The organism is Priestia sp. 3CA3 (genome assembly GCF_056836725.1).
The window spans coordinates 100927-114794 of the sequence record NZ_JBXENJ010000005.1 but is presented as its reverse complement, the minus strand read 5'-3'; the positions used below and the strand labels follow the sequence as shown (position 1 = coordinate 114794).

At 39.7% G+C, this 13868-nt stretch carries 14 protein-coding genes; 5 read left to right on the top strand and 9 right to left on the bottom strand.

Annotation, left to right across the window (positions count from 1 at the left end):
• Positions 1–13: 13 nt before the first annotated feature.
• Genes AC1VNJ_RS14730 through AC1VNJ_RS14715 form a run of 4 tightly spaced genes read right to left on the bottom strand, consistent with a single transcriptional unit; the run spans position 14 to position 4792 of the window.
• Positions 14–724: an ABC transporter ATP-binding protein gene (locus AC1VNJ_RS14730; protein ID WP_033578337.1), complete on the bottom strand. Its 711-nt coding sequence runs from the start codon at positions 722–724 to the stop codon at positions 14–16.
• Positions 721–1863, bottom strand: a complete 1143-nt coding sequence (locus AC1VNJ_RS14725) for an ABC transporter permease (RefSeq protein WP_482640998.1) — start codon at positions 1861–1863, stop codon at positions 721–723. Before AC1VNJ_RS14725 ends, AC1VNJ_RS14730 begins: the two co-directional genes overlap by 4 nt.
• On the bottom strand, positions 1860–3083 hold the full coding sequence (locus AC1VNJ_RS14720) for an ABC transporter permease (protein WP_482640997.1): 1224 nt from the start codon (positions 3081–3083) through the stop codon (positions 1860–1862). Before AC1VNJ_RS14720 ends, AC1VNJ_RS14725 begins: the two co-directional genes overlap by 4 nt.
• A 14-nt stretch (positions 3084–3097) precedes the next feature.
• Positions 3098–4792, bottom strand: coding sequence for a hypothetical protein (locus tag AC1VNJ_RS14715; RefSeq protein ID WP_430248010.1), 1695 nt, complete (start codon positions 4790–4792; stop codon positions 3098–3100).
• 506 nt (positions 4793–5298) lie between these two features.
• On the opposite strand from AC1VNJ_RS14715, the gene AC1VNJ_RS14710 reads away from it, so the two are divergent.
• On the top strand, positions 5299–5616 hold the full coding sequence (locus tag AC1VNJ_RS14710; protein WP_028414219.1) for an iron-sulfur cluster biosynthesis family protein: 318 nt from the start codon (positions 5299–5301) through the stop codon (positions 5614–5616).
• 43 nt (positions 5617–5659) lie between these two features.
• On the opposite strand, the gene AC1VNJ_RS14705 is transcribed toward AC1VNJ_RS14710, so the two are convergent.
• From AC1VNJ_RS14705 to nagE, 5 genes are all read right to left on the bottom strand, one after another.
• Entirely contained in the window at positions 5660–5977 is a 318-nt protein-coding gene (locus AC1VNJ_RS14705; RefSeq protein ID WP_328249293.1) for a hypothetical protein, read from the bottom strand.
• 181 nt (positions 5978–6158) lie between these two features.
• A complete protein-coding gene (locus AC1VNJ_RS14700) occupies positions 6159–6431 on the bottom strand; it encodes a VOC family protein (RefSeq protein WP_482640996.1) in 273 nt (90 codons plus the stop codon).
• Between the two features lie 132 nt (positions 6432–6563).
• Positions 6564–7283 (bottom strand): DUF554 domain-containing protein, encoded by a 720-nt coding sequence (locus AC1VNJ_RS14695; RefSeq protein ID WP_482641054.1) that lies wholly within the window; start codon positions 7281–7283, stop codon positions 6564–6566.
• A gap of 150 nt (positions 7284–7433) precedes the next feature.
• Positions 7434–7616: a hypothetical protein gene (locus tag AC1VNJ_RS14690; protein WP_080754389.1), complete on the bottom strand. Its 183-nt coding sequence runs from the start codon at positions 7614–7616 to the stop codon at positions 7434–7436.
• A gap of 117 nt (positions 7617–7733) precedes the next feature.
• Positions 7734–9611, bottom strand: a complete 1878-nt coding sequence (gene nagE / locus AC1VNJ_RS14685) for an N-acetylglucosamine-specific PTS transporter subunit IIBC (protein ID WP_028414222.1) — start codon at positions 9609–9611, stop codon at positions 7734–7736.
• 329 nt (positions 9612–9940) lie between these two features.
• Between nagE and nagA the strand changes: the two genes are divergently transcribed.
• The 4 genes from nagA to AC1VNJ_RS14665 are packed head-to-tail and all read left to right on the top strand — an operon-like array spanning position 9941 to position 13392.
• Complete coding sequence (gene nagA / locus AC1VNJ_RS14680; protein ID WP_328179934.1) at positions 9941–11125, top strand: N-acetylglucosamine-6-phosphate deacetylase; 1185 nt, start codon at positions 9941–9943, stop codon at positions 11123–11125.
• Between the two features lie 2 nt (positions 11126–11127).
• On the top strand, positions 11128–11865 hold the full coding sequence (gene nagB / locus AC1VNJ_RS14675) for a glucosamine-6-phosphate deaminase (RefSeq protein ID WP_033578330.1): 738 nt from the start codon (positions 11128–11130) through the stop codon (positions 11863–11865).
• Positions 11866–11922: 57 nt separating this feature from the next.
• Positions 11923–12648 carry a GntR family transcriptional regulator gene (locus AC1VNJ_RS14670; RefSeq protein ID WP_034270436.1) on the top strand — a complete coding sequence of 242 codons (726 nt, stop codon included), beginning with the start codon at positions 11923–11925 and terminating at the stop codon, positions 12646–12648.
• Positions 12649–12666: 18 nt separating this feature from the next.
• The gene (locus AC1VNJ_RS14665) at positions 12667–13392 is read left to right on the top strand and encodes an SIS domain-containing protein (RefSeq protein WP_099330728.1); all 726 of its coding nucleotides are present in this window, start codon (positions 12667–12669) and stop codon (positions 13390–13392) included.
• Positions 13393–13868 lie beyond the last annotated feature (476 nt).

The window sequence follows — 13868 nt, the reverse complement described above, 5'->3', positions numbered from 1 at the left end:
TGATTGCTTACTCTTAATCATGCAGCAGCTTATACACAACGTTCTCTTCTGCGTCTTCCCCAGTCTTTTCCTTCGCTTGGTCCATTGTGCCGACAAACTCCAGCTTTCCTTCCTTTAAGACGGCAAACCGATCACACACGCCTAAAATTTCATTCAAATCATGGGTGATATAGATAATCGTCTTTCCTTTTGCCGCCAGCTGTTTAATATAACGAATGATCTCAAGCTTGGACTGCAAATCAATTCCGACTGTCGGCTCGTCCATTAACAAAACGGACGGTTCATGAATAAGTGAAACGGCTATATTCAGCTTTCGCTTCATGCCTCCTGATAAATTTTTCACTTTTTCCTTCCATCTTCCTTCGAGCTGTACAGCTGAGCAAAGAGACTGAAGCTGTTCATTCGACAGAGAGCGTGAAGTCATTTTGCTCCACATTTTCATGTTTTCTTTTACGCTAAGCTCTTCCCACAGCGCTATGTCTTGTGGAACGTAGCCAATGACTTCTCGTATCGCTTTTTGATTTTTCTTAAGCGATAAGCCTCCAATCGTGACATTCCCGCTTGAAGGAGCCGTAATGGTAGACAAAATAGACAGAAGCGTTGACTTACCAGCGCCGTTTGGTCCTAAAAGACCAATGACTTCTCCACTTTCTACGGTCAGCGTAACATTTGCTAACGATTGTTTTTTTCCGTATGTTTTGCTAACATTGTTAATTTCAATCATTTAATGCTCCTCACATTCCACACTATTTTAAACGTGCACAAACATATGCATCCAATGGAAACAGCTATCTCTTTCCAAATGAACGTAAGCGGCAGTGCATGCTGATACAGAAGCAGATGCTGCGGAAGCCACTGACTTATTCTTTCAATCGTTGCAGAAAGCTCTCCTACCGGGAAAAAGCTCCCTCCTATTATACTGAGTCCTGTGACCATAACAACGCTGATCATATAATAAGATCCAACTCGCTTACTTTCACTTGCAAGCCACGTGCTAAAAGCAACGCACACAATCACATAGATACACATATACAGCAGCACACCGTAAGACTCTACTCCATAAAGCCATTTAAATAGAGTAAAGCTGATGAGAGCTTGAAGCACGTATAGCACAGCATAAGCGGCGCTGACGCTTCGAATATAACCGTAAAGTCCTTTTTGCATCGTTTTCATTCGTTTGAAAAGGTGCTTCCGCTCTTTAATCATCCAATCTGATGTGAGGCAGCAAAGTAAAAGCGTAAAGAATCCCCATAGCGGCACGTATCTGGTCACTTGAGCGCTCCCTTGCTTCGTATGCTTCGTTCCTTGCGCCTCGTAATCAATTGTCATCAGCGGCTTTGGCTTCCACTGGTTATCGGTATAACGATACGCTTCTTTCCATAAATCCGGTCCTGCATGAATGTTATAGACTTTATATAAAAAACGCACTTCATTTGCCGCTTTAATATTTGTCGTTAACCTTGTCACTTCACTCGCCACGACTTCTCGAACCGCTTCTGTGGCAACGGAAGAAGGCAGCGTGAGCAAATCAATGACTCCTTGATAATTCCCCGCTTCTACTTCTTGTTGAAATCCGTTAGGAAACATAAAAATGCTGTCAATTTTATTTTTGGCCAGCTGCTTTCTCGCTTGTTCTTCATTCATAGAAAGAAACTGAATTTCTGTTGTTTTCTGTAGTCGATTGATCACTTGTTTAGACATTTGGCTGTGATCTTGATCGACAAGAGCAACGGGTATTTTTGAATCACTTTGTACTTTTGCTAAAAACGAGCTACTAATAATCGTTCCTATTAAAGGTAAAAAGAAAATCATGATAACAAGCATAGGGCGCTTCAGCAGCTGCTTTATTTTTTCACTGATCATTTTCTCCACCGCCTTTGCAGCGTCATCACGTAGAAAACAGCAAGAACAAAACTTCCCGCTGCCGTAATGAGAATAGGCTTAAGGTAAAGAAAAGCTTCGTTTGTGTTATATCCATCAAATTCATAAAATAACAGCTCCAAGACTCTGGTGTTGAGTGACCATTTCTGAAAACCACTCGCCCAGTCCGGTAAATAGACGACCGGCACAACATGTCCACTTAAAATCGCACTCAGCAAAATAAACAGCAAACCGGTTATTTGATAAGCTTTTTGTGATAAAAAAAGAACCCGAAGCAGTAAAAACAAACATAAAAAAGCAAACAAGCTTCCGCTTACCCCTAAAAAAAGCTCTCCGTACGTACCGGTTACAGGCAGTTTTAGTCCTTTAATGAGGCTGCCAAACAAAAAGACAGAGACGGGTAGCAAAAGAATATACAGAGCCGTCAGCTGCGCTAAATAAATGTGAACAAATGATACACCTCTTGTTTTCATTCGAGCCAGCACGGGAGAAGTCTGCGTTTCACTAGCAAGCAGCCATCCGCCGTAGCTCCAAATCATAAGCAGCAAAGCAGCAAAAGACAGGACATAATATTGCTTCATATCCTGCTGAAAGAAACTCGTTTCTATTTGTTCATCAAATAAACTTCCTCGATCTAACACGTGAAGCCCAAACGTCACCAAGCTCTTCTTAAACTCTGCGTGTCTATTTTCATCGGAAACATTTTCTTTTTCTAAAAAGGCATCAACCGTATTAATACCGCTTTGAGCAGCTGATGTGTAGTCGGCTGCACTTTCCATCACATAGCGAAACAGCTGTGACTGAAGCGGCTTATTGCTATTCCCAATGACGTGTAAAGGCTGATTTTTCCCATGAGCAATATCGTGACTAAAACCTTTTGGCAGCGTCACAATGGCTGCCACTTTATTTTGCTGCAGCAGCTGTTTAGCTTTCTCTTCATTCGTGTAAAGCGGCTTCATGATCTTGCGAAGCTTACCTTCAGTCAGCTGTTCGATGACGTACTTCGTTTGTGCAGTATCATCTTTATCCACAATTGCCACGGGGAACCGATTTACTCTCTCCTCACCTTGCATGGTCTGACTAATAATGATCCCTGCTCCAAGTAAAAACAGAGCAGGGATCATTATTAGCAGTATGAGAGATTTTATATTTTTCAATAGAGCTTTACATGTAAAAAGAGTCAAAGAGAAATATATCTTCATCTGCTTTGCACCTTTTAGTAACCAGCGGTTCCCATATTCATCATGAGACCTTGAACATTTTTAGCGAAATTTTCTTGAATCGACAGCATATCTTCAGGCGTTACATCTTTTACATTTGTTGCATTAGACGCATCAAGCTCTGGAATAGCTGCTGATTTTTTTAATTGAGAAGCAGAGTCAATTTTTAACGTAACGTTTGCCGGATCTGCTTTTGGTCCTATTTTTGTACGAATATCAAACGAATAATCTGCTTTTCCTTTTGAAGCACTTATTGCTTGATTCTGCTTTACTTCCCCGTTTACTACTAGATCTTCTTGATCACCTAAGTCTAAAGAGAAAGTACGGTCAGCCGTTTGTTTCGCATCGGTTTTACCATTGATTACCGAATCCATTTTAAACGTCATATTCGTGTCTTCATCTTTCGAATCTTTTGTTAACAAATGAATAGACATGTTTTCTTTTCGTTTTTCACTTTCCGTTGTTACGTTATTTTTCATATCAAACGTAAACGCATCATCGGTAGTGCTATCCGCTAAAACTGCTTTAAACTGCTTAGCCGTTTTGTTATCTTCATACGGAATATTTTTAGTTACTACGTTAAGTTTGCCTTTATCGTTAGAAGCATTTTTTACGCCCATGTTCATATCTCGAGCTACCACAACATCATCTTGAACGTACACAGTTGATTTAACACCGCTAGGGTAAGTCGTATCTTTTGCTTCTTTCTGGAAGTCTTGAAGACTTTCTTTTACTGATTTTTTCAATTCTTTTGGATCTGCCATATCTTTTAATTCTGGATTCGTTGCTGCCGAAGATTTAAACAGCTTAGATACGTGATTTGCATAGATGGTATGAAGCTTGTCATCTTTTGCTACCTTCGCAATAAGCTTATCCATAAATTGTTTTGTTTCTTTATCAGACATGTTAAGCGTCACGCTTGTTAACTGAAGCGTTTTGCCATTTGTTTTATAATCCACATTTTTTTCTTTGGTAAAATAATCGCTGTCTAGCTCCTCATAAATGAACGTTCCATACTCTTTTGCAATGTAGGTCTTTTCTTTTTCCGTTAACTTTAAGTCTTCTAAACTCACGTTGCTTGTGTTAATATCAAGCGTTTCAGGACCTGAATACGAAGGATCGAACTTACGCGCTACCTGTCCATATTCGTCTAAGTTTAAATAGAAATATTCATTTGCTAGAATCGGGGCTTTAAAGCCTATTCTTTCTTTCGTTTGAAACCCTTCTAGGTCAAGCGCTTTTGAACCGCCGATATTAAGAGCCAGTGAACCGTATCCTTCACTTTTTTTCGGATCTTGTTCCGCTTTAATTTTAATTTCAGCTTTACTGATAAGATCTTGAATCATTTTAAAGCTTGGATCATAGGAAAGTGAATCCATGTTAAAGCCGCCTTTGATAGTAGCATTTGTAGTAGAAGGCTGCTTCATCGCTTTTTCCTGATAAGCCATCGTTTCACTGTACTTTGTTTCTAATTCATCAGCTGCTTTTTGATACGTATTTACTTCAGAAATTAAGTATAATTGCTTAGGAGATTTTTTAAATACCGTAGCAAATGTAATTGCTCCTCCAATAATCACAATTAAAGCTGCCAAAATGATAATCCATTTAGCCGGTGCTTTTTTGGGAGCGGGCGCTGTTTCTAGCGAAGCCGCTGTTTCGTCTGTTGTTCTGTTTTGATCTTTCTCACTCATCTACACCAGAACCTCCTATGTATTTTGTTAGTCACTTTGTACATGATAAGGAATGGTTTCCATAAATTCTACTACTTCGACAAAATAAGACAATAATTAGTCCGATAAACCGATGTCTTTCGGTGCAATACCGTGTGCAAAGTACTCTACTTAAGTACCCAATATATTGAAAATAAAACCAATTATTCAAAACTATCTCAATAACTATCAAAATAGGTAAATGACTTATCTTCTTGTATTTTTACAATATATTCCTATAATTAAGCATTTACACCTAAGAATTACAAAGCGCAGTTTTTTCCTCTTTCCTTTCATCACATACAGGTGATATCTATGTACGTCTTTATGAAAACATGATAAAAACATCAGCGTTTTATTCCGTTTTGAAAGGGAAATACTAATAGTAAGAAAGCTTTTTTCTTGCCCTTGACATAAAAATCAACTAAAGTATTCCTAAATACATTTCACACAATTTAATTTGAGGATAGAAAAAGGAGGATATCATTATGAATATACGCGTCACTCCTTCTGCAAAAGAAGCGTTGCAGAACGTGGAACAAAACCAAATGATTCAGCTTTCTTTTGATCGGGGAAGCTGCGATATTGTTAATACAATTTATGAAATGAAGATCATTTCAAAGCGTAGCCTTCAACCCTATGAAAAAGTTGTAACGGTTGAAGACCTAGAATTTATTGTTGATGATGACATGGAAGAAGTGTACGACAATGAGCTGGTGATTGATCACGCAGCAGGTGCTTTTATCTTCAAAAATCACAACCAAATTTTTAATAATCGCGTAGGACTACGCTATATCAATTCATAGAAAAAAGCAGGGAGCTCCCTGCTTTTTTTCTTGCATATGTCTTTTATCGATTAACTTTCAACCGCTCTTGGATAAACAACAACACGTTCACAAGGCTATTTTCTTCATATACATTCACCTGCTGGCGCTTAAATTCTCCTTGTTCATGGTAGTAAATAATATCTCCCGTTCCTTTGTCTTCATTCATATGTAAATGAAAACTAAGCGGCGTCGCCAAAATAGATCCGTCTTCATCTCGCTGAAGAATTTGACAAAGCGTTTGATTCCCTTGTTTTTCAGATAAAAAGTCATAGCCAAATTGATGTGCTAACTTCTCCACTTGTGCAGCAATAAGAGCTGTAATCTGTTGATTGTCTTTCATAAGCAGTATTTCTCCTTACTTCATATCATTAGGGTTTTCTTATTAGTATACTATACCTTAAACTTCTGGAGCTAACGACTTATCCTGTACAAATCATGACCACATGTCCATCCGGATCTTTTATCGTAAAAAACGAAAAATCATCAAAAGAAGTAATCGGAGAATCAATCGTATAGTCCATTCATTTAACAAATTCATAGGCTTCTTTAATATCTTCCGTATGGAAATTAAAAATTGGATGGAGACTAGCCACTATTTGTTTTTCTGTTCCTTCTGGGCCAGCATCCAGCGTTAATCCTGTTTCTCCATCAATTTTAAGATTATAAACGGGGTTCTTCACCTCGCTCATCTTGTATTCTTGACTCAGTAGCTCGCTATACCATTTTACTGAAGACTTTAAATTGGAGACGTGGATAAATACCGTATTCATTTTGTTGAAAACAGGACTCCGCATTTTTAATCCTCCTTTTTGTTTTTCTGTTCATCCTATACCATTATCCACGTATCACTTTATACCTGCTACTTCCTTAACTTTTGCTCATATAGATACAAAAAAGCTTGCGAATACTATTCACAAGCTTTTTCTTCATAAAAAATATGTATGCTGTACAACTACAATCACAACCGCAATTAAAATCGAAGGCAGTAAATTCGCAACTTTAATTTTAATAACTTCTAATAAATTAATTCCAATTGCTAAAATTAACACGCCCCCTACTCCCGTGACTTCGGCAATGATACTATTCATTAAATCTTGCGGTACAACCGCATTAATTTGCGTGGCAAATAACGCAATGATGCCTTCATATAGAAACACGGGCACCGCTGAGAAAATGACGCCTATTCCAAGCGTAGTCGTTAATAATAAGGAGATAAACCCATCCATCACCGCTTTCGTAAACAATACGCTGTGATCGCCTCGTATTCCGCTGTCTAATGCTCCTACGATTGCCATTGCTCCAATAACAAAGATCAACGTCCCTGTTACAAAGCCCTGTGACATACTGAATGTTTGCTTGTCATTTTGCTGTGATTGAAATTTTCGTTCAATCATATTGCCTAAAAGGTTTAGCTTTTCATCTAAATCAATGAACTCACCAATAACCGCTCCAATGGCTAAGCTCAAAATCACAATTAAAAACTGATGACTTTTAAAGCCCATTTGCAAACCGAGCGTAATAACGGATAACCCCATCACTTGCATCACCGTCACGCTTACTTTTTCAGGAATGCGGTGAGCAAGCTTGCCCATTAATGTTCCTACAACAATTGCTAATCCATTGACTAATGCTCCTATAATAAACATGCTGTCACCTTTACTTTGAATAATGCCGTTTCTTTTTTCACTTGTTCTACTCCCTCTCTGCTGCGCACTAGCTGTATCAAACACCCTAAATTTTAACACAAAATTCTCTCAATTATGAAGAAAAGAAAAAGAGATTGAAACGTAACTAGATTACCCCATATAAAAACGAACAAATAGGATACATGAGCTGATTGCTTGCAACAACGCTGTTGATTTCCGTGCAAGGCTTCGCTTTCCGCGAGCGGCCGGTAGGCCTCCTCGTCGCTTATGCTCCTGCGGGGTCTCACCTGTTCCGCTTTTCCCGCAGGAGTCTTCGCCTTGCCCTCCAATCAACAGCCAGAAGCAACTAAACAGATTAAATCTACGTTCACCATCACAATAAAAAGATCCGAACGATGAATCGTTCGGATCTTCTTTTAACTAGAACAGGTTTGTTCCAGCCTCTTTTTATTAAAATGTAATAACGTCTTTTGTACCTTGCTTTTGGTAGCCTGTTTTTAACAGCTTCACTTCTTTATCCGCTGGCAAGTTGGTAAATACAACCGGTGTCACAATCGACGGTGCATGCTTTTTAACATACTCTAAATCCACCTGTAAAAGAGGTGTTCCTTGTTGAACGCTGTCACCTTCTTGAACAAGCGCTTGAAATCCTTCTCCTTTTAAATTCACAGTATCTAATCCAACGTGAATCAGGATTTCAATTCCTTCTACTGTTTTTAAGCCAATCGCATGTTTTGTTGGGAACACGGTCATGACTTCACCGTTAATCGGTGATACGAGCGTTCCTTCAATCGGTTCAATCGCAAAGCCGTCGCCCATCATCTTTTGTGAAAACACTTGATCTTCCACTTCACTAAGCGGCTTTACAACGCCTTCAAACGGTAACACAAACTCTGTGTGTGCATCTGCTTGAACAGCCTGTTGTTCAACAGGTGCAGCGGTTGACGCTGTGCCGTATTTAACTAATTGATTCATTGCGTCTGCAACAAACTCTACTTCTGTTCCGACAATGACTTGAACATTTGTTTTATTGAGCTTCATGATTCCTCTCGCTCCGTGGCGCTTTAAGGCAGCTTCATTAATATTGCTAGCATCAGCTACTTGTAAGCGAAGACGAGTCGCACAGTTATCAATTACGGTTAAGTTTTCTTTTCCGCCTAGATCTTCAATAAAATACGATGCCATATCCACATATTTATCGCCTGTTGCTACAACCGTTTCGTTTGATGTGTCTACTTCTTCATCATCTTCACGTCCCGGTGTTTTTAAATTTAACGCTTTAATCAGCGTGTAGAAAATGACAAAGTAAATGACCGCATATACAATTCCAATTCCCGCTAACAGCAGCGGTTTTTGTGAAATTCCGTAGTTTAAGAAGAAGTCAATGGCCCCTGCTGAAAATCCAAATCCAGCGTGAATACCAAGAGCAACGGCTAAAGCCATCGATATTCCTGTTAAAACAGCATGAATAACGTATAATAGCGGTGCTACGAACATAAATAAAAATTCAATTGGTTCCGTAATTCCTGTTAAAAAAGAAGTAACAGCAAGTCCGATTAACATACCGCTGACTTGTTTGCGCTTTTCTTTTTTAGCTGCTGCGATCATCGCAAGCGCAGCTGCCGGTAAACCAAACATCATAACCGGGAAGAATCCAGACATGAACGTTCCTGCCGTTGGATCGCCTTTAAAGAAGCGATTCAAATCTCCCGTTACGCCGTGATAGTCTCCAAATACAAACCATACTAAGCTGTTTAACACGTGATGCAGTCCAATTGGAATCAACAGACGGTTTAAAAATCCGTATATACCTGCACCAAGCGCTCCTGCTCCTGTAATCCACGTTCCTAAGTTGTTAATTTGATCTTGAATCGGCGGCCAGATAACCCCGAAGATTCCTGCAAGCGCAAGCATAACGACTGACGTAATAATCGGTACAAACCGCTTTCCTGCAAAGAAGCCGAGCCACTCTGGCAGCTTAATGGCTGAGAAACGATTGTATAGTAAACCAGCCGTTACCCCCGAGACAATCCCGCCGAGTACACCCATGTTAATATCTTTATCAATAGCTACAGTACCTTTTGTTAACACAAAATAACCGACCACTCCGGCAAGTGCTGCTGCGCCGCTTCCATCTTTTGAAAGCCCTACAGCAATACCGAGCGCAAACAGTAGTGCTAAATTCGCAAAAATCGCATCTCCGGCTTGAGCCATAAATGGAATATCCAATAAGTCCTTTTGACCCAAACGAAGAAGCAATGCCGCAGCAGGTAATACTGCGATTGGCAGCATAAGCGATTTACCAATACGTTGTAAAAAATTCAGCATGTTTCTATCCCCTTTGTATAACGTATTTAACCCGATGTTACGAGCAAGGATTTTCGTAACAGTATTTATCGGATGACAAGTTACCGCATTCATCCCTGTCCTATGATTACATCATCAGCTGAAATGACGGCGGTTTTACTGCATGGACTCATACTAGCACACAAAATATATAGTTGTCTATACCAATTTTCTTTTTAAAAACCTCTCTATATCAATGTTAAAAGCCCTTACAAAACTTTCTAATTCACAAAAAAAGAATCAACTGGTCTAGACAACTATTCCAAAAAGCGTTACACTTAAATCAATACAACGAGCAAAGGAGTGTATATATGGATACACATTCATCCATCATTATTTATAATGTAACCGTTTATAGTGAAAATCAGACATTAAAAAACGGGTATATTAAACTAACGAACAAGAAAATTACTGAAATCGGAGAGATCCATCAATACGTACGTCAGCCGAAAGACCATGTAATTGAACTTTCTCCTTCCTATAAAGTGATTCCTGGTGCCATTGACGTGCATATTCATGGCGTTAACAATGCCGATGCGATGGACGGTACGGCAGAAGCATTAAAAACAATGGCGCGCACGCTTCCAAAAGAAGGTACAACAAGCTTTTTAGCAACTACTATGACGCAGTCGAATGAAGCGGTTGAAAAAGCACTTCGCAACGCGGGCGCTTATATCGAAGAGCAAACAGATGCAGATGCTGAAGTAGTTGGTATTCACTTAGAAGGTCCGTTTATTTCACCGAAACGTGCGGGCGCGCAGCCTCCTACTCATATTCAAGATCCGAATGTGGCACTGTTTCAAGAGTGGCAAAAAGCAGCCGGAGGACATATTAAACTTGTTACGTTAGCTCCCGAGCAGCCAAACGGCTTATCTCTTACTTCTTATTTAAAAGAAACAAACGTTGTCGCTTCTATTGGCCATTCTGACAGCACATATGATCAAGTTGATGAAGCCATCGAAGCAGGAGCTTCTCATATTACGCATTTATATAACGGCATGCGCGGTCTTCACCATAGAGAGCCCGGCGTATTAGGCGCCGCTTATTTGAGAAATGAATTATTTGTAGAGCTGATTACAGACGGCATCCACTGCCGACCTGAAATGGTCAAGCTTGCGTACGATCAAATTACAAGTGAACGCATGATTCTTATCACGGATTCTCTTCGTGCCAAATGGCTAAAAAACGGTACGTATGATTTAGGCGGACAGCCTGTTCACGTAAACGACACAACGGCTACCCTTGCAGATGGAACGTTAGCAGGAAGCATCTTAAAGATGAACGATGCGATTAAAAACACGATGAGCTTTACGAACTGCTCATTAGAAGACATCGTAAAAATGACCGCTGAAAACCCAGCAAAACAGCTTAACCTGTTTGATACAAAAGGAAGCCTTAAAATTGGAAAAGATGCGGATATCGTGGTGTTAAATGAAAACTTAGATGTTGAAATGACATTTTGCCGAGGCACATTGAGCTTTCAAAAGGAGGACTAACAATGAATATCATCCAAGTGAAAAACTACAGTGAAATGAGTGCAAAAGCAGCTGATATGCTGATTAGCAAACTTCATGAAAAACCAAATATGAATCTGGGACTTGCAACGGGAGGCACGCCGAAAGGATTATATGATCGTTTAATTCAAGATCATAAAGAGCACGGCACGTCTTACAAACACGTTACTTCCTTTAACTTAGATGAATATGTGGGAATGAAGCCGCAAGATCCAAACAGCTATCACTACTATATGGCAGATGCGTTATTTAATCACATTGATATTGACGTAAGCAACACGCACGTTCCTAACGGGCTGGCTGATACGCCTGAAGAAGAATGCCGCCGCTACGATGAAATGATTCAAAATCACGGAGGCATTGACCTTCAGATTCTTGGAATCGGTCAAAACGGACACATTGGCTTTAACGAACCTGGTACGTCATTCAACTCTCCTACTCATATTGTGACGTTAGAAGAGTCAACGCGAAAAGCCAATGCGCGCTACTTTAATTCTCTTGACGAAGTGCCTACTCAGGCTATTACAATGGGAATTGAATCGATTATGAAAAGCAAAGAAATTTTACTGCTTATCTCCGGGGAAGCCAAAGCAGAAGCGATGTATCAGCTGCTTAACGGAGAAATCACAGAAGACTTCCCTGCTTCTATTTTAAAGAAGCATCACTGTGTTACAATTATTGCGGACCAAGAAGCTTTAGCTAAAGTATCGACTACGGTTTAATTTATAGCCTCCTCGTCTTTTTTAGATGAGGAGGTTTACATAAAGGAGAGAACTTAAGTGATTGATAAAAGCTCACCTCTTCCGATTTATTATCAAATTGAAGAACAGTTGAAAAAACAAATTGAAAACGGAGAGTTAAAACCAAATGATTCGCTTCCTTCTGAACGAGAGTTTGCAGAACGATTTGAAATCAGCAGAATGACCGTTCGCCAAGCGATTAACAATTTAGTAAACGACGGTTATTTATATCGTCAAAAAGGCCGCGGCACCTTTGTATCTGAAAAAAAACTGGAGCAGCAGCTCGTTGGATTAACGAGTTTTACAGAAGATATGAAAGCGCGCGGAATGGTGCCAAGCAGTAAATTGCTGAGCTTTGAAATCATTGCGGCTTCAGAAAAAATTGCCGAGCAGCTGCACATTTCTCTTCATGCACCTGTTTATGAAATCAAGCGTATTCGTTTAGCTGACGACGTGCCAATGGCGCTCGAAAGCGTATATGTATCCGCTAACTTAGTCAAAGGGTTAACAGAATCCATTGTTAACGACTCTCTTTACCGCTATATAGAAGAAGAGCTAGGCCTAAATATTGGCGAAGCCAATCAAACGTTAGAATCCATTTTAGCTTCTGAAACCGAAGTGAAGCATCTTGGAATTAACTCATATTCACCCGTTCTATTAATTCAAAGAAATACGTATTTGCAAGATGGCACGCCGCTTGAAGTGGTGAAGTCTTCGTACCGAGCAGACCGCTATAAGTTTACGATTAACATGACACGATCTTAAAACTAAGGAGTTTTTTTTATGTCTAGTTTATATCTACAGGAACTAACAAAACTGCTTGCTAAAGTGGAGGCGCATGAACAGCAGGCAATAGAATCCGCAGCCGAGAAAATCTCACAGCAATTAGCTTCTCATCACCTCATTCATTTATTTGGGTGCGGTCATTCTCATATTTTAACAGAAGAAGTGTTTTACCGTTCTGGAGGGCTTGCGCCGATTCATCCTATTTTTGTGGAAGAACTGATGCTTCATAAAGGAGCTTCGCGCTCTTCACAGCTAGAGCGTAAAAACGACTATGCCTCCACCTTTATGGAAAAAGAAGATATCGTACCAGGCGATATCATGATTGTCATTTCTACATCGGGCGTAAATCCCGTTCCGATTGATGTAGCTTTGATTGCAAAAGAAAAAGGCGCCTTTGTTATCGGGCTTACCTCTCCTTCTTATGCCACGAGCCGGGCTTCGCGACATAAAAGCGGAAAATACCTTCATGATGTCGTGGATCTTGTTATTAATAATCATATTCCAAAAGGAGACGTTCTTCTTCATCAGCAAGACATTTCTTTCGCTTCGGGTTCTACTGTAATTGGAGGCGCTATTCTAAATGATGTCCTATCTAAAGCCATACAAAAACTGCTCAGCCGTGGCATCACGCCTCCTGTCTTTTTAAGCGGAAACATGGAAGGTTCAGATGAACATAACCAGCGGTTGATTGATGCTTACAAAGGAAGAATTACTGCCCTATAACAGCCCCTGCGGCTGTTTTTTTGCACAAAAAAAAGATGCTTGAAAGCATCTCATCAAAGTCGGACTGTACGTTTTGGACTAGATCTCCTCTTTATCAGTAGAAGTCTTGTTCACAGCACCATAACCTACTTATCCGACATAATTACTATGTTTAACATAAGTATACTCTTTTATACCTTAGGTGTCAAATAAGTTATAAGAAATTTCGTAGTGCATTCATTTGAAGATTTTTTTGCGGTAATGTTCTAGCTGGCTTTTAGCTTCTTTCATAATTATCGTATGTATGATTTCATCTGTAATGTTAAAATAATTTACCATACTTAACTTATAGATTTTACATATAAATTCCTGCCAAAGTTTTGTATAGGATTTCTTGCCGCATCTCACAAAAAAGAACCTGCATCAAAACTGATGCAGGTTCTTCCCTTCATATCATGCTAATTATTTCATGTTCATTTGCCCTTGTGAGGCCCTTT